This is a genomic window from Pseudonocardia sp. TRM90224 (genome assembly GCF_021245725.1).
Taxonomy (GTDB): domain Bacteria; phylum Actinomycetota; class Actinomycetes; order Mycobacteriales; family Pseudonocardiaceae; genus Pseudonocardia.
The window spans coordinates 85,900-100,552 of the sequence record NZ_JAJGSX010000010.1 but is presented as its reverse complement, the minus strand read 5'-3'; the positions used below and the strand labels follow the sequence as shown (position 1 = coordinate 100,552).

General features: G+C 73.8%; 19 protein-coding genes. 3 read left to right on the top strand and 16 right to left on the bottom strand.

Annotation, left to right across the window (positions count from 1 at the left end):
* Positions 1 to 66: 66 nt before the first annotated feature.
* Entirely contained in the window at positions 67 to 879 is an 813-nt protein-coding gene (locus tag LL648_RS18350) for an NAD(P)H-binding protein (protein WP_232663807.1), read from the top strand.
* Positions 880 to 972: 93 nt separating this feature from the next.
* Here the strand turns inward: LL648_RS18350 and tsaD are convergent, their stop codons facing one another.
* The 4 genes from tsaD to LL648_RS18330 are packed head-to-tail and all read right to left on the bottom strand — an operon-like array spanning position 973 to position 3,622.
* Positions 973 to 2,007, bottom strand: a complete 1,035-nt coding sequence (gene tsaD, locus LL648_RS18345) for a tRNA (adenosine(37)-N6)-threonylcarbamoyltransferase complex transferase subunit TsaD (RefSeq protein ID WP_232663806.1) — start codon at positions 2,005 to 2,007, stop codon at positions 973 to 975.
* Positions 2,004 to 2,468 (bottom strand): ribosomal protein S18-alanine N-acetyltransferase, encoded by a 465-nt coding sequence (gene rimI, locus LL648_RS18340; RefSeq protein WP_232663805.1) that lies wholly within the window; start codon positions 2,466 to 2,468, stop codon positions 2,004 to 2,006. Before rimI ends, tsaD begins: the two co-directional genes overlap by 4 nt.
* 10 nt (positions 2,469 to 2,478) lie before the next feature.
* Positions 2,479 to 3,162 (bottom strand): tRNA (adenosine(37)-N6)-threonylcarbamoyltransferase complex dimerization subunit type 1 TsaB, encoded by a 684-nt coding sequence (gene tsaB / locus LL648_RS18335; RefSeq protein WP_232663804.1) that lies wholly within the window; start codon positions 3,160 to 3,162, stop codon positions 2,479 to 2,481.
* Between the two features lie 10 nt (positions 3,163 to 3,172).
* A complete protein-coding gene (locus LL648_RS18330; protein WP_232663803.1) occupies positions 3,173 to 3,622 on the bottom strand; it encodes a DUF1761 domain-containing protein in 450 nt (149 codons plus the stop codon).
* An 85-nt stretch (positions 3,623 to 3,707) separates the two neighbouring features.
* Here LL648_RS18330 and LL648_RS18325 point away from each other — a divergent pair, with 85 nt between their 5' ends.
* Positions 3,708 to 4,325 carry a nucleotidyltransferase domain-containing protein gene (locus tag LL648_RS18325; protein ID WP_232663802.1) on the top strand — a complete coding sequence of 206 codons (618 nt, stop codon included), beginning with the start codon at positions 3,708 to 3,710 and terminating at the stop codon, positions 4,323 to 4,325.
* A 346-nt stretch (positions 4,326 to 4,671) separates the two neighbouring features.
* Here the strand turns inward: LL648_RS18325 and LL648_RS18320 are convergent, their stop codons facing one another.
* The 5 genes from LL648_RS18320 to LL648_RS18300 all read right to left on the bottom strand — a co-directional run bounded on the left by LL648_RS18320 (position 4,672) and on the right by LL648_RS18300 (position 9,718).
* Positions 4,672 to 5,370 carry an HAD family hydrolase gene (locus LL648_RS18320; protein ID WP_232663801.1) on the bottom strand — a complete coding sequence of 233 codons (699 nt, stop codon included), beginning with the start codon at positions 5,368 to 5,370 and terminating at the stop codon, positions 4,672 to 4,674.
* Complete coding sequence (gene tsaE, locus LL648_RS18315; protein WP_232663800.1) at positions 5,367 to 5,840, bottom strand: tRNA (adenosine(37)-N6)-threonylcarbamoyltransferase complex ATPase subunit type 1 TsaE; 474 nt, start codon at positions 5,838 to 5,840, stop codon at positions 5,367 to 5,369. The genes LL648_RS18320 and tsaE overlap by 4 nt, the downstream gene beginning before the upstream one ends.
* Positions 5,837 to 6,943 (bottom strand): alpha/beta fold hydrolase, encoded by a 1,107-nt coding sequence (locus tag LL648_RS18310; protein WP_232663799.1) that lies wholly within the window; start codon positions 6,941 to 6,943, stop codon positions 5,837 to 5,839. The genes tsaE and LL648_RS18310 overlap by 4 nt, the downstream gene beginning before the upstream one ends.
* Complete coding sequence (alr, locus tag LL648_RS18305; protein WP_374112067.1) at positions 6,940 to 8,091, bottom strand: alanine racemase; 1,152 nt, start codon at positions 8,089 to 8,091, stop codon at positions 6,940 to 6,942. Before alr ends, LL648_RS18310 begins: the two co-directional genes overlap by 4 nt.
* Positions 8,092 to 8,269: 178 nt before the next feature.
* On the bottom strand, positions 8,270 to 9,718 hold the full coding sequence (locus LL648_RS18300) for an NAD(P)H-hydrate dehydratase (protein WP_232663798.1): 1,449 nt from the start codon (positions 9,716 to 9,718) through the stop codon (positions 8,270 to 8,272).
* Between the two features lie 67 nt (positions 9,719 to 9,785).
* Here LL648_RS18300 and LL648_RS18295 point away from each other — a divergent pair, with 67 nt between their 5' ends.
* Positions 9,786 to 10,616, top strand: a complete 831-nt coding sequence (locus LL648_RS18295) for a dienelactone hydrolase family protein (RefSeq protein WP_232663797.1) — start codon at positions 9,786 to 9,788, stop codon at positions 10,614 to 10,616.
* Between the two features lie 21 nt (positions 10,617 to 10,637).
* Here the strand turns inward: LL648_RS18295 and LL648_RS18290 are convergent, their stop codons facing one another.
* From LL648_RS18290 to LL648_RS18260, 7 genes are all read right to left on the bottom strand, one after another.
* The gene (locus LL648_RS18290; RefSeq protein WP_232663796.1) at positions 10,638 to 10,979 is read right to left on the bottom strand and encodes a hypothetical protein; all 342 of its coding nucleotides are present in this window, start codon (positions 10,977 to 10,979) and stop codon (positions 10,638 to 10,640) included.
* Positions 10,976 to 11,248, bottom strand: coding sequence for a hypothetical protein (locus LL648_RS18285; RefSeq protein WP_232663795.1), 273 nt, complete (start codon positions 11,246 to 11,248; stop codon positions 10,976 to 10,978). The genes LL648_RS18290 and LL648_RS18285 overlap by 4 nt, the downstream gene beginning before the upstream one ends.
* Before the next feature lie 67 nt (positions 11,249 to 11,315).
* Entirely contained in the window at positions 11,316 to 12,659 is a 1,344-nt protein-coding gene (glmM, locus tag LL648_RS18280) for a phosphoglucosamine mutase (protein ID WP_232663794.1), read from the bottom strand.
* A gap of 2 nt (positions 12,660 to 12,661) precedes the next feature.
* On the bottom strand, positions 12,662 to 13,087 hold the full coding sequence (gene rpsI, locus LL648_RS18275) for a 30S ribosomal protein S9 (protein ID WP_232663960.1): 426 nt from the start codon (positions 13,085 to 13,087) through the stop codon (positions 12,662 to 12,664).
* Between the two features lie 191 nt (positions 13,088 to 13,278).
* Positions 13,279 to 13,722, bottom strand: coding sequence for a 50S ribosomal protein L13 (gene rplM, locus LL648_RS18270; RefSeq protein WP_232663793.1), 444 nt, complete (start codon positions 13,720 to 13,722; stop codon positions 13,279 to 13,281).
* A 194-nt stretch (positions 13,723 to 13,916) separates the two neighbouring features.
* Positions 13,917 to 14,210: a WXG100 family type VII secretion target gene (locus LL648_RS18265; protein WP_232663792.1), complete on the bottom strand. Its 294-nt coding sequence runs from the start codon at positions 14,208 to 14,210 to the stop codon at positions 13,917 to 13,919.
* A gap of 10 nt (positions 14,211 to 14,220) precedes the next feature.
* Positions 14,221 to 14,538, bottom strand: a complete 318-nt coding sequence (locus LL648_RS18260) for a WXG100 family type VII secretion target (RefSeq protein ID WP_232663791.1) — start codon at positions 14,536 to 14,538, stop codon at positions 14,221 to 14,223.
* Positions 14,539 to 14,653: the final 115 nt, after the last annotated feature.

Here is a 14,653-nt window from a genome sequence, read left to right as displayed (position 1 = left end):
GCCCTCACATGTCCCGGAGCGTTTCGACCATGGAACGTCTCAGCCTGGGCCGCTTGACTCTCCGGCATGACGAACGTGAGCGTGATCGGGGCGACCGGCAAGGTCGGGCGGAGGATCGTCGCACGGCTGCGCGGCGAGGGGCACGAGGTGCGGCCGGCGTCCCGCTCGGGTGAGCCGCGGTTCGACTGGTTCGAGCCTGCGACGTGGGCGGGCGCGGTGCGCGGGGCCGACGCGCTCTACGTGACCGTTCCGGACACACCCGCTCCGGTCGCCGAGCTGATCGAGGCGACCGGCGTGCGGCAGGTGGTCCTGCTCGGTGCCCGCGGCTCCGAGCACGCCCCGGCGGGCACGGCGGTGCGGATGGCGGAGGACGTCGTGCGCGCCTCGGACGCGGAGTGGACGATCCTGCGCCCGACGTGGTTCCTGCAGAACCTCGACGAGGGCACGTTCGCGGGCCCGCTCGCCACGGGTGAGCTGCGGCTGCCCGCCGGCACGGGACGGCACCCGTTCATCGACGCGGAGGACATCGCCGCCGTCGCCGTCGCCGCGCTGACCGAACGCGGGCACGCCGGCGTGACCTACGACCTGTCCGGGCCGGTCGCGCTCACGTTCGAGGAGGTCGTCGCGGCGTTCGGCGCGGCGACCGGCCGAGACCTGCGGTACGTCCCGGTCGCGCGGGCGACGTGGGTCGGTGAGCTGGTCGCCACCGGCCTGCCCACCGAGCTGGCCGAGCTGCTCGGCACCTTGCTCGACCTGGTGGCGACGGGCGCGGACGCACACCTCTCCGACGGGGTGCAGCGGGCGCTGCACCGGGAGCCGGCGACGCTCACGGACTACCTCGACCGCATCACGCAACGCACGGCTGCTCCCGCCCGCTGACCCGGCGCCGGAGCCGCTCGGGGAGGCAGGAAAGCCACGTTCAGGCCCTGTGAGGGCCGGAAAGTGGCTTTCCTGCCCTCCCGGCCCGGGTTCCTAGACCAGCACCTCGGTCACCGGGAGCGAGGAGTTGGCCGGCAGCTCCAGCGCCGAGGGCTTCGCGCCCGCGTCGAGCAGGTGCGCGCCGAGCGCCGCGACCATCGCGCCGTTGTCCGTGCACAGCGCGGGGCGCGGGACGCGAAGCACGATCCCGGCCGCGTCGCAGCGGTCCTGCGCCATCGCGCGCAGCCGCGAGTTCGCCGCGACACCCCCGCCGAGCAGCAGCGTCTCCATGCCGCGCTCCTTCGCGGCGCGGACGGCCTTCATCGTGAGCACATCGACCACCGCCTCCTGGAACGATGCGGCGACGTCGGCGACGGGGATCGCCGCCCCGGCCCGCTCCAGCGCCTCGACATGGCGCGCGACGGCGGTCTTGAGGCCGGAGAAGGAGAAGTCGAAGGGCGCGTCGCGCGGGCCGGTGAGCCCGCGAGGGAACGCGACGGCGGCGGGGTCGCCTTCGCGGGCGACCCGGTCGATGTGCGGGCCGCCGGGGAACGGCAGCCCGAGCAGCCTCGCGACCTTGTCGAACGCCTCGCCGGCCGCGTCGTCGATCGTGGCCCCCAGCGGGGTGACGGGACCGGCGAGGTCGGGCACGTCGAGCAGGCTGGAGTGGCCACCGGAGACCAGCAGCGCGAGGCACGCCGGCAGCGGCCCGTGCTGCAAAGTGTCGACGGCGACATGCGCGGCGAGGTGGTTCACGCCGTAGAGCGGGACGTCCCACGCCGTCGCGTAGGCCTTCGCCGCCGCGACCCCGACGAGCAGCGCGCCGGTCAGCCCCGGACCCGCGGTGACGGCAACGGCGTCGACGTCGCTGCCCTTCACCCCCGCCGTGGCGAGCGCGCGGTGCACGGCCGGCACCATCGCCTGCAGGTGCGCGCGTGACGCGACTTCCGGCACGACTCCGCCGAAGCGGGCGTGCTCCGCGACGGAGGACGCCACCTCGTTCGCCAGCAACGTGACCGCACCGCGTTCGGTGCGGACGACGCCGACGCCCGTCTCGTCGCAGGACGTCTCGATCCCCAGGACGATCACGCTCGCGGCTCCCGTCGCATCGTGTGCGCATCGGCCCCGCTGGGCCGGTAGTAGCGCTTGCGCAGGCCGACCACGCTGAACCCCTCCGTCTCGTAGAGGGTGCGGGCGGCCTCGTTGTCGGTACGCACTTCGAGGAAGACCGCGGCCGCGGCGGCGTCGGCGACGGCCAGCAGCCCGCGCAGCAGCTCCCGCCCGATGCCGCGGCGTCGGTAGGCGGGATCGACGCCGATCGTGTGGATCTCCGCCTCCGCGTGCGGCGGCCCCGCGACGAACGCGATGCCGCCGTACCCGACGAGCAGGTCGTCCGCGCGCGCCGCGAGGTAGTGGTAGCCGGCACGGATCTCCTCGACGAACGCGCGCTCGCTCCACGGGTCGTCGCCCGCGAACAGCTGGCGCTCCAGCTCGGCGCAGCGGGCGGCGTCCTCGACCCGCAGCGCGTCGAAGTGCACGAGTGCTGTCATCGGGCAGCCCTCATCGGTTCGCCGTGACCCGCTTGCGCCCACCCGGTTCCTGCGCATCGGGCCGGCGGAGGTAGAGCGGTTCCAACGGACCGGGCACGGTGCCGGCGAGCAGCTCGCCCGCGGCGACGCCGACCAGCCCGGCCGGCGACGGCGCGCCGGGCGGACGCACCGGCAGGCCGGTGACGTGCGCCGACTCGCCGGCGGCCGCCTGCACCCCCAACTCGGGGATCCGCTCGGCGAGCGCGGCGGGCGCCTCGACGTGCGGGCCGCTGGTGCGCCGCCCGGCAGCGTCGTACGCCGCCCAGTAGACCTCGCGCCGCCGGGCGTCGGTGACGACGAGCAACGGCTCCGCGTCGGCCGCCTCGACGGCGATCGCCCCGACGGCAATCGCATCGAGCGTGCACACCCCGTGCACAGGCACGTCGAGGGCGTCGCCGAGCGCGGCCGCGGTGACCATCCCGACCCGCAGCCCGGTGAACGGACCCGGCCCGATGCCGGTGACGACGGCGTCGACGTCGCGCAGCGCGACCCCGGCGTCGGCGCAGGCAGCGAGCACGCCGGGCATGAGCAGCTCGGCGTGCTTGCGCGCGTCGGACGCGACCCGCACCGACCGCTGCACCGCCGCAGCGGGCGTCAGCTCGACGACACCCGCGACGACCGCGGGCGTCGCAGTGTCCAAGGCCAGCACCAGCACGCCTTCGAGACTACGAGCGCGCTGCGCCGCGCTGCCGGGAGGGTCGGTTGCGGACCGTCACGACCACCAGCGACAGCACGACGAGCTTGATCAGCCAGTCGCCGCCGTGCAGCACCGCGAGCGGCACGGCAACACCGTCCCAGAGCACCGAGCCGGAGAGCAGCACGGCGGGGAAGCCGACGAACGCCACGAGCGCCATGCCCAGCGCGCCGCGGGCGGTCGTGGTGCCCGTCCTGGACGCCGCGAGCGCCAGCACGCTCGCGAGGACGGCGCTGCGGCACAGCTCGACGAGCACCTGCCCGACCGGCGGGGCGCCCGCCGCGGCCGGCGTGCCGAGTAGCGCGGCGTACTGCTCGGCGAAGACCGTGTAGTAGGTCGAGCTGAGCACGAACGCGACGAGAGTGGCCACGCCGACGGCGAGCGGGGTGCGGGTGGCCGGGCGGGCGACGGTGATCGACATGGTGTTCTCCCTGTTCAGCGGCGCCTTCCGCGCCGACTCACCCGGGACGTCGAGACCGCTTGCCGGTTCTCGACAGAATCGCCGCATGAATCTGCCCGCAGAGGTCGAGCGCGCCACGTCGACGTACCTCGCGCTCGCCGACGACCGCTTACTTGGCCTGGTCGAGGGCCTGTACCTGCACGGATCGCTCAGGTTCGGCGAGTTCCACCCCGCGCGCAGCGACATCGACTTCGTCGCGGTGGTCGCGGAGCGGCCCGACGCGGAGCAGGTGGTCGTGCTCGGCGAGGTGCTGGGCGAGGTCGCACGGCAGCATCCGCGGCCGCACTTCGACGGCGTCCACGTCCTGCGGACCGACCTCGCGGCCATCCCCTCCGGCTGCCCCGACGTCCCCTGCTTCCACGAGGGCCGGTTCGACCCGGCCGGCCGTTTCGAGCTCAGCCCGGTCACGTGGCACGAGCTGGCGTGGCACGGCGTCACCGTCCGCGGCGAACCGCTGCGCGAGTCGGACGTCTGGACCGACCGGGCGCGCTCACGTCCAAGGGCGGAGCCGGACGGCACGCGCTGCGCGCGTTCGACAGCCGCTGGCACCCGATCGTCGTCGAGGCGCTTCGCATCCGCGAGAGCCGGCCGGACCCCGCCGAGCGCTACGCCGCCGACCCGGCCACCCGCATCACGGACCTCACCGCGTTCAGCGAGATGGTGATCGAAGCGGGCCTCAGGCTCAGCTACTAGCGCCAGGGCCAACGCGGGCCTGGGAGTGTCTGGAAAGTCCGCCAAGGCCTTCGGTCGCCACGAGGGATGTGAAGCCGTGCAGGGCGCGGCCAGGGCCCGGCGGCAACGGGTAGGTCGAGGCGGGGAGTGGCGACCTCGCAGAGCCCGCTGCGTCTTCGCAGAACGTGGGCGCTGCGGGTGCTGATGGCTGTCACGGCAGCCATCACCACCCGCAACTCACGATGGCGCGCCGGGAAAGCCACTTTCCCGGCCTGTGGCGCTGGGAAAGTGGCTTTCCCGGCAACGTGTGCGTCCCGCACGTATCCCGGGCGCCGGCGTCACCAGGTGGCGAGGAGGGGCGGCAGGTCCGAGAGGCGCTGGATGACGCCGTCGGGCTGCACGTCCACCGGCACCTGCTGGGCGACGGGGATGTCGGAGTGCGGCACGAACACCGTGCGCATGCCGACGGCGTTGGCGCCGCTGATGTCGTCGTACGGGCGGTCGCCGACGTACACGCACGTCGCCGGGTCGGTTGCGCCGACGGCCGCCATCGCGGCGCGGAACGCGGTGGGGTGCGGTTTCGTGTAGGGCAGGTCGCTGCTCCACACGCACGCGTCGAACAGGTTGAGCACGCCGTCGCGGCGCAGCCACTCCTCGTGCCACTCCGCCGGCCACGCCGTCGACGAGAGCACCCCGAGCCGCAGCCCGCGTGCCCGCAGCGCGGTGAGCATCGGCGCGGCCTCGGGATCGGTGTGCGTCGCCTGCACCCAGAACTCGCGGTATGCGTCGAGCGCTGCGGGGTGCTGCTCGGCCGCGGCGTCGGCGAGCACGTCGGCGACCGTGAACGACACGTGCGTGTCGCGCGTGGTCGCCCACCGCATGGTCTCGGCCTCGAGCAGCGCCGCGGCGATGCCGGCCGCCCGCTCCTCGTCGTCGACGTGCGCGACGCTCGTGTAGCGCCGCCAGCCGTCGTGGTTGTCGACGGTCTTCCACGGGGTGAGCGTGCCGCCCCAGTCGAAGATCACCGTGTCGATCATGCGTCGCCCTCCTCGACGTGCACGGTCGCCACCCGGACGTCGTCGGGGCGCCGGTCCAGCCGCACGAGCACGTGCCGTGCCGCGAGCCGCTCGGCCACCCCCTCGCCCCACTCGACCGCGACGACGGCTTCCGCCAGGTCGGTGTCGAGGTCCAGGTCGTCCAGCTCGGCGGCGACGTCCGCACCCGCGACGCCCAGGCGGTAGGCGTCGACGTGCACGAGCGGCACCCCGGCGCCGCCCGGCAGCGGGGCGTGCTCCCGGGCGATGACGAACGTCGGCGAGGTGATCGTCCCGGCCACACCCAGGCCTCGCGCGAGGCCCTTGACCAGCACGGTCTTGCCGGCGCCGAGCGGTCCTGAGAGCACGATCAGGTCGCCGGCGGCCAACCCGGCGGCCAACCGCTCGCCGAGTGCCTCGGTGTCGGTGGCGTCGGGGAGCTCCAGCTCGACGTCGAGCGGCACGGCGCTCACGCGCGCCTCCGGAACCGGCGCACGTTCTGCCGTCGCGACGCGCACTTGCGGATCAGCTCCACCAGCGCCTCGTCCATCGCGGCCGGCTGCTCCAGCATCGGCAGGTGCCCCACCCCTGGGAAGCGGACCAGCTTGGCGTCGGGCAGCTCCGCGGAGATCACCTCGCTGTGGGTGAACGGGATGACCTTGTCGGCGTCGCCCGCCGCGACCAGCACCTCGCAGCCGGCGAGCGCCGGCAGCGCGGCGAGCCGGTTGTGGCTGCCGACGGTGTCGACGAAGTCGGTGAGCGCGTCGACGGCGTTCGTGCTGATCATCGTGTCGACGAGGTCGACGAGCCACGGCGCGATGTCGTGGTCGCCGTAGGCGAAGCTGCGGGTGATCGCCCAGATCACGTCGCCCGCGAGCCTGCGCACGCCCTCCACGAGCTTGGGCTGCAGCTTGGCGATCAGCCCGACGCCGCGGGTCAGCGGGTTGTGCCGGGAGAGCAGCGTGTGCGGGAGGCCGGCGCTCGCGACCTCGCCCGCCGACGTCGAGACGAGCGCGACACCGGCGACCCGCTCGGTGAACAGCGCCGGGTTCTGCTCGGCCAGCGCCATGATCGTCATGCCGCCCATGGAGTGGCCGATGAGCACGAGCGGGCCCTCGGGGGCGAGCGCGCGGATGACGGCGTCGAGGTCGTGGCCGAGCTGCTCGATCGTGCAGCTCTCCCGCGGCGCGCGCTCGGAGCGCCCGTGGCTGCGCAGGTCGTACAGCACCAGCCGGACGGTCGGGTCGACCAGCTCGCTCAGCGATCGGCGCTGGAAGTGCCAGGTGCGGCGATCGAGGGCGAACCCGTGCACGAGCACGACCGTCAGCGCGGCCCGCCCGGAGACCGGCTCGATCTCTTCGCAGGAGAGGCGCACCCCGTCGTCGGCGGTCACCGACGACGGCTCGCCCGGCGGGAACATGCCCGGCTCGCGGTCGGCGTCGGTCAGCTGCGCCACCAGCCGGCGCCGGTCAGCGGCGATCTTGTTGCGCTTGCGCGCCGCGACCCCGACGACGAGCCCCGTCGCCGCAGCGCCCGCGGCGCCGGCGGCGGCACCCCAGATCTGGCCCTTCCTCATACCTGGCCCTCACCGTCGACGACGGTGCGGCGGGCCCTGCCACGCACGCCCGTCACGATCTCGTAGTGGATCGTGCCGAGCTCGTCGGCCCAGTCCTGCGCCGTCGGCTCACCGGCGCCACCCGGTCCGAAAAGCACGGCACGGTCGCCGATCGCGACCTCCGCGTCGCCGCAGTCGACCACGACCTGGTCCATGCACACCCTTCCGACAACCGGCCGGATCGCGCCGCCGAGCAGCACGCGCATCCGACCGTCCCGACCCAGCCCGCGCGGCACACCGTCGGCGTACCCGATGGGCAGCAGCGCCAGCGTGGTCTCGCGCGGGGTGGTCCACTCGTGCCCGTACGAGACGCCCTCGCCCTCCGGCACCCGCTTCACCAGCACGACCCGCGCGCGCAAAGTCATCACCGGGCGCAACGGGCTCTCCGCGACCGGACGGTCGAACGGGTCGAGCCCGTACACCGCGATGCCCGGCCGGACGAGGTCGAAGTGCAGGTCGGGGCGGCTCATCGTCGCCGCGGAGTTGGCGAGGTGGCGAATCGGGTCGAGCCCGCGCTCGCGCGCCGCCTGCCACGCGGCGTTCAACCGGGCCGCCTGCACGTCGAGCGTCGGATCCTGCGGGTCGTCGGCGCGCGCGAGGTGCGACCACACCGCGACGACCTCGGCGTGCCCGTCGGCGACGGCCTTCGCGGCGTCGTCGAGCAGGTCGGCCCACGCTGCGGGCTGGGCGCCGTTGCGGGAGAGCCCGGTGTCGACCTTGAGGTGCAGCCGGGCCGGGCGGCCCGCCGCGGCGACGGCGTCGAGCACGGCGTCGAGGTGCGCCCGCGAGGAGACGGAGAGGTCGATCCCGGCGGTGACGGCGGCGGCGAAGTCGTCGTCCGGGGTGTGCAGCCAGCACAGCACCGGGCAGGTGATGCCGGCCGCGCGCAGCTGCAGCGCCTCGTCGATGGTGCAGACACCCAGCCACGTCGCGCCGGCCTCGAGCGCGGCAGCACCGACGACGGCGGCACCATGGCCGTAGCCGTCGGCCTTCACCACCGCCATCAGCTCGGCGCCGGGCGCACCCGCGCGCAGCACCTGCACGTTGTGCCGCACCGCTGCGAGGTCGACCACGGCCTCCGCCAGCGGGGCACTGGTTGCGACGTCCACGACCGGCATCATCGCATCCGCACCCGCCGACCACCCGACCTGGAGCGCCACGTCACGCCGGCCCGTCAGCAGGCCCGGTTCGCAGGCCCCAGGGGAGGGCAGGAAAGCCACTTTCCGGCCCTCACAGGGCAGGAAAGTGGCTTTCCTGCCCTCCCGTGCGCACCGCGGAGACCTCGGTTCACGACGTGGCGGCGCGGACCGCTCTGATCGCGCCGGGCACCGCCGCCTGCAGCCGCGACGCCGGAGCGGGCGCTCCGGCCGCCGCGAGCTGGGCCGCGAGCCCGTGCACGTAGGTGGCGCAGCCGGCCGCCCACCACGGGTCGAGGCCCGCGGCGAGCAGCGCGCCGATGATCCCGGAGAGGACGTCACCGGAGCCGGCGGTGGCCGCCCACGAGCTGGTGGAGGGGTGCACGAGCACCCGCCCGTCCGGATCCGCGACGACGGTGGCGTTGCCCTTGAGCAGCACCGTCACCCCGAGATCGGCGGCGGCCCGACGCGCGGCGCCGATGCGGTCGTCGCCCACCTCGCCCGCGATCCGCGCGAACTCCCGGTCGTGCGGGGTGATCACCACCGGCCGGTCGCGAACGGCGTCGCGCAGGTCGGCGTGCTGCCCGAGCAGGGTGATCGCGTCCGCGTCGACGCACAGCGGCACGTCCCGGTCGATCACGGCCGCGAGCACCGCGCGGCCGGCGTCGTCGGTGCCGATGCCGGGCCCGACCGTCCACGCCTGCGTGCGGCCGGCCTCGTCGATCGTCCCGCTCGCGACGACCTCGGGCCATGTCGCGCCGACGCCGGCCGCGGCGCTGCCGGCGAACCGGACCATGCCGCTGGTGGCCAGGACTGCGGCGCCGGTCGCGAGCACCGCGGCACCCGGGTAGGTCGCCGAGCCGGCCGCGATGCCGACAACACCCTGGGTGTACTTGTCGTCGGTCGGGCCCGGCACGGGCCACCGCGACCCGACGTCGGCGGCGTCGAGCACGACGGCGTGCGGCTCGGGCAGCTCCGGTCCGAGCCCGATGTCCACGCAGGTCACCGGGCCGCACGCGGCGGCGGCGAGCACGTGCACCGGCTTCAGCGCGCCGAACGTGACGGTCGCCGCCGCCCGCACCGACGCACTGTCCGCGGCACCCGTGTCGGTGTCGACCCCACTGGGCAGGTCGGTGGCCAGCACCGGCACCGCAGCCTCCTGAGCTGCGGCGACGAGCCGTGCGGCGGGTTCGCGGAGTCCGCCGCGGCCGGAGATGCCGATGATGCCGTCGACGGCGAGATCGGCGTGTCGCAACGCCTCGACGCCGCCCTCCACGTCGACCACCCGGCCGCCGGACCGGCGCAGCGCGGCCAGCCCCGCCGGGTGCGCGCGGTCCGGGTCGAGCAGCGCAGCGGTGACCCGCACACCGCGCTTGCGCAGCTCGAACCCCGCCCACAGCGCGTCGCCGCCGTTGTTGCCGGCCCCGACGAGCAGCACGACACGGGCGCCGGCCACCCCGCCGAGGCGCTCGGCCAGCATCGTGCGGGCCCGCACTGCGAGCCCGAACGCCGCCTTGCGCATCAGCGCACCCTCGGCCGTGCGGGCGAGCAGGACGGCCTCGGCGTCGCGGATCTGCGCTGCGGTGTACACGCCTTTCACACGCACGACGCTACGACACGGGCGGTCAGCGCGGCGTCGGGCGGCGCGCAGGACTACGGTCTTGCGGGTGACCCGGTCCCGCCGTTCCGCACTCCGGCCACCCGTGGCGCGCAACGCCAAGGAGGCACTCGGCCAGCTCTCCCGGCCGGGGCCGCACCCCGTGCTGCGCGGCGACCTCGGGATGATCGGCATCCCGGGTGTCGTCTTCGCGCCGGAAGAAGGGCTCGGCCTGCCCGCCGTCGCGCTGGCGCACGACTGGCTGCAACCGGCCGAACGTTATGCCGACCTGCTGCGCCACCTCGCCTCGTGGGGGATCGTCGCGGCCGCCCCGTCGAGCCACCGCGGCCCGCTCCCGAGCTTCGCCGGCCTCGCCGCCGACCTGCGCACGACGCTCGACGTCTGCGCGGGCGTCCGGCTCGGCGACGGACGGATCAGCGTCGACGCCCGCCGCACCGCGTTCATCGGGCACGGCGTCGGCGGCGGCACGGCGCTGGTCGCCGCTGCCACCCGCGAACGGCTGCGCGCTGTGGTGACGCTCGCGCCGGCGCAGGTGCGCCCGTCGGCTCTCGACGCGGCCCGCGAGGTCACGGTGCCGACACTGCACATCGTCGCGGGCAAGGACAACGTCGCCCCGCCGGCGGCCCACGCGGAACCGATCGCCGCCGCCGCGGGCGGGCCCGTCTGGGTGCGGACGCTGCCGAAGGCCACCCACACCGGGTTCCTCGACGGCTCGCACTGGAGCGACCTCGTGCTGGCCGGCAGCCCCGACGCCAAGACCCGCCGGGTCACCCGCGCGCTGGTCACAGCGTTCCTGCTGCGGCACGTGTGCGACGACGACGGCGCCGAGGTCCTCGTCGAGGGCAAGGTGCCGGGCACGACGATCGCCGAGCGCGACTGACCCGCCCCGCCGTCAGTTCCGTCAGTCCGGCTGCTCGGCGAGACGCATGCCGAGCGCCGGGTCGACCCGCTCGGCCGCCGTGCCACCCAGCTGCATCCCGCGCCGGCGCCGCAGTGCCTGCCCGACCAGCGGGATCCCGCCGGCCGCCGCCTCCTGCGCGGCGAGCGTCCCGGCCAGCTCCTCGGCGGCGCGCGCATCACGTGCCAGCTCGCGGTGCAGCACCGCCGCCCGCTCCGCCTGCGCCCTGCCGCGCTCGTCCGACCAATCCTCGACGATCCGCGCCGCGAGCACACCCACCTGCGTGGACACGTCGGCGAGCAGCTCGGCCAGCGCCGCACACCACCGTGCAGGCGAATCGGTCACGTTCGCCCCTCCCGGAGCGCGGCCGCGATCGTGCCGTCGACGTCGTCGATGCCGGCGGCCACCAGCAGCCGCGCATCCAGGTCGGCCAGCTCCACCGCCGCCCGCCGCACGGCCGTGACCAGCCGGTCGAGCTCATCCTCGTGCGCCCGCGACGGCGCCGTCGGCCGGTTCCGCTGGCGCGCGACGGTCAGCAGGACGTCGGCCAGCCGGCGCGCGAGCGCCGCGTCGTAGCGCAGCCGGTCGGGGTCGCGTGACACGTCGGGGCGCATCAACCGATCGTCCCCCGGCGCCCGCCCACGCGGGTGCCGAACGGGGAAACTCAGTACTGCTGGAAACTCAGTGCACGGACGCCACGACGTCGGCGAGCCGGGCCGCGGTCGATGTGGCCAGCTCCGCGGTCGGCGCCTCGACCATCACCCTGACCAGCTGCTCGGTGCCCGACGGGCGAAGCAGCACCCGGCCGGTGTCGCCCAGCTCGGCCTCGGCGGCCGTGACGGCCTCCTTGACGACGGTCGAAGCGGCGACGGCCGCCTTGTCATCCACCTTCACGTTCTGCAGCACCTGCGGCAGCGGCTTGACGACGCCGGCGAGCTCGGCGAGCGACGCGCCGGTCGCGGCCATCCGCGCCATGAGCCGCAACGCCGTCAGCAAGCCGTCGCCGGTGGTCGAGTGGCGCGGGAAGATGAAGTGCCCCGACTGCTCACCACCGAGCGTGTAGCCGGCCGCCCGCAGCTCCTCCAGCACGTACCGGTCGCCCACCTTCGTGGTGCGCACCGCGATACCCGCTGCACGCATGGCCAGGTGCAGTCCGAGGTTGCTCATCACCGTGGTGACCAGCGTGTTCTCCGCCAGCTCTCCCGATTCGCGCATCGCGATCGCAAGCACGGCCATGAGCTGGTCGCCGTCGACCTCGGCGCCGGTGGCGTCGACGGCGAGGCAACGGTCGGCGTCGCCGTCGTGCGCGATGCCCAGATCGGCACCGTGCGCTCGGACGGCCTCCTGCAGCGGGCCGAGGTGCGTCGAGCCGACCCCGTCGTTGATGTTTAGACCGTCGGGCTCGGCGTGCAGCGCGACGACATCGGCGCCGGCGCGGCGGTACGTCTCGGGGGCGACGGTCGAGGCAGCGCCGTGCGCGCAGTCGACAACAACACGGATGCCGTCGAGCGGGCCCGGGGTGGCGAGGAGCAGGTGGTCGATGTAACGCGTACCGGCGTCGGCGAGGTCGCGGACCCGGCCGATCGCGGCGCCGGTCGGACGCGCGCCGGAATGCTCGATGCCGGCCTCGACCGCGCTCTCCAGAGCGTCGGGCAGCTTGTGCCCACCGGCGGCGAACAGCTTGATCCCGTTGTCCGGCATCGGGTTGTGCGATGCCGAAATCATCACGCCGAGATCGGCGTCGAGCGCACCGACGAGGTACGCGATGGCGGGGGTGGGCAGCACACCGACCCGAACGGCATCGGCACCGGCAGACGCCAGACCCGCGATCGCCGCGGCCTCCAGCATCTCCCCGCTCGCTCGCGGGTCACGGCCGACCACCGCGACCGGCCGGTGCGACCGGTCGCGCTCGGCCAGTACTCGTGCGGCGGAGGCGGAAAGCGCCACGGCGAACTCCGGGGTGAGGAGTTCGCCGTTTGCCAGTCCGCGAACGCCGTCGGTACCGAAGAGACGTCGCTCGCCCAAGATCAGCGCTTGCTGTACTGGGGGGCCTTGCGGGCCTTCTTGAGGCCGTACTTCTTGCGCTCGATCACACGCGGGTCGCGGGTGAGGAAGCCGGCCTTCTTCAGCGGCGGGCGGTCCTCGGAGTCGGCCTCGATCAGCGCACGCGCGATCGCGAGGCGCAGCGCGCCGGCCTGGCCGGAGATGCCGCCACCGTGCAGGTTCGCGAAGATGTCGAACCGCTCGGTCTTCTCGACCGTCACCAGCGGCTCACGGATGAGCTGCTGGTGGAGCTTGTTCGGGAAGTACTGCTCGAGCGACTTGCCGTTGAGCTTGAACTCACCGGTGCCGGGGACCAACCGGACCCTGACCACGGCCTCCTTGCGGCGACCGACGGTCTGGATCGGGCGGTCGGAGAACACGGCGGGGATCTCGCTGCGCGCGATGTCGATCTCGACCTCGGGGGTCGGCTCGAACTCGTCGACGGTCTCGCCGGCGTCGGCGGCCTCGTCTGCGTCGGCGGTCGCCTCTGCGTCGACGGTCTCGACGTCCTCGACGGAGTCGTACTCGGACTCGGGGGTGGTCACGGACTGTCCCTCTTCCACTGCCTCGGCCTCGACCGGGCTGTTGTCATCAGCGATGCTCACTGGGCGACCTGGGTGATCTCGAACGCGGCAGGCTGCTGAGCGGCGTGCGGGTGCGACGGACCCGCGTAGACCTTCAGCTTCTTGGACATCGCGCGGCCGAGCCGGTTCTTCGGGAGCATGCCCTTGATCGCCTTCTCGACGAGGCGGTCGGGGTGCTTCTCGATCATTTCGCCGACCGAGCGCTGGCGGAGCCCGCCGGGGAAGCCACTGTGCCGGTAGACGAACTTGTCGTCGCGCTTGTTGCCGGAGACGGCGATCTTCTCGGCGTTGACGATGACCACGAAGTCGCCCGTGTCCATGTGCGGCGCGTACGTCGGCTTGTGCTTGCCGCGCAGCAGCGTGGCGGCATGGGTGGCGAGCCGGCCGAGCACCACGTCCGTGGCATCGATCACGTGCCAGGCGCGGGTGATATCGCCGGGCTTGGGGCTGTACGTGGGCACGGATCTACCTCGTCGCTGTCGTCTGCTCGTCGAACGGTGGGCTCGGGAGCTGCCTCTTGGTGCGAAGATGCGGGTGAGTCGCGGTGAAGCGACCGCGGGTTCACCACCCGCCGCACATCGAAGTACGAGGGTACCCGCCGGTCCGGAGCGGGGTCAAAACGCCCCCTCGAACCGACGGGCAGCCCTCGTCGGGCCTACGCCCAGCGCCGCTTGTTGACCAGTTCTGCCTGCTGGTAGCCGTCGTTGGCGGCACCGAGCCGGACCCCGATCTGGCCGAGCACAGCGGCGAGATCCGCGGCCGCGGTGTCCCACTGCCGCTGTTTCAGCTGGTAGTCGTCCGCCGCCTGACCCTGCCACGTCGCAACCATCGGCGCCAGGAACCGCTTGAGCTCCTCCAGCTGCCCCGAGATGCGCCCGGCCGTCGCGGAGACGTCGGCCTGCGCGGCGGCCAGAGCACTGAACGTGACCTTGATCTCAGGTGATGTCATGACCGCCTCCTCAGCCCAGTGCCGCCGTGATCGCCGACATGTTCGCGGCCTGCTGTTCCTCCTGGTGCTGGTACGTCACGTGGGAGCCCTGGATGGCCTCGCCGATCGACCGCAGCGCCTCGCCGAGCGTCCGGGCGTCGGCGTCCCACCTCGCCATCAGCTGGGTGAACTCGATCGCGGCCCGCCCCTTCCAGGCCACGGCGAGCGGTTCGAGCTTCGTGCGCATCGCCGCCAGCTCGGCCTGCACTCCCTGGTTGACCGACAGCACGTGCCGCCCGGCCCGTTCCATCGCCTCCGTCGTCGCGCCGAACCCGTCGGGTCCGCTCATCAGGATCACCTCTCACTCGTCACCTGCGCCGTCCTGTGTGGATGACGGTGCCAGCGCAGGGGTCGCCCGATGTGGCGTTCCGCGCGAAGCGTTTGCAGTAGTGAACGGTCGCGCG

What these genes read in the sequence shown, in the direction of transcription:
- LL648_RS18350 (WP_232663807.1), top strand. Translation starts at nt 67, where the DNA reads ATGACGAACGTGAGCGTGATCGGGGCGACCGGCAAGGTCGGGCGGAGG.
- rimI (WP_232663805.1), bottom strand. Translation starts at nt 2,468, where the DNA reads ATGACAGCACTCGTGCACTTCGACGCGCTGCGGGTCGAGGACGCCGCC.
- LL648_RS18330 (WP_232663803.1), bottom strand. Translation starts at nt 3,622, where the DNA reads ATGTCGATCACCGTCGCCCGCCCGGCCACCCGCACCCCGCTCGCCGTC.
- LL648_RS18325 (WP_232663802.1), top strand. Translation starts at nt 3,708, where the DNA reads ATGAATCTGCCCGCAGAGGTCGAGCGCGCCACGTCGACGTACCTCGCG.
- LL648_RS18320 (WP_232663801.1), bottom strand. Translation starts at nt 5,370, where the DNA reads ATGATCGACACGGTGATCTTCGACTGGGGCGGCACGCTCACCCCGTGG.
- LL648_RS18310 (WP_232663799.1), bottom strand. Translation starts at nt 6,943, where the DNA reads ATGAGGAAGGGCCAGATCTGGGGTGCCGCCGCCGGCGCCGCGGGCGCT.
- LL648_RS18285 (WP_232663795.1), bottom strand. Translation starts at nt 11,248, where the DNA reads ATGCGCCCCGACGTGTCACGCGACCCCGACCGGCTGCGCTACGACGCG.
- LL648_RS18265 (WP_232663792.1), bottom strand. Translation starts at nt 14,210, where the DNA reads ATGACATCACCTGAGATCAAGGTCACGTTCAGTGCTCTGGCCGCCGCG.
- LL648_RS18260 (WP_232663791.1), bottom strand. Translation starts at nt 14,538, where the DNA reads ATGAGCGGACCCGACGGGTTCGGCGCGACGACGGAGGCGATGGAACGG.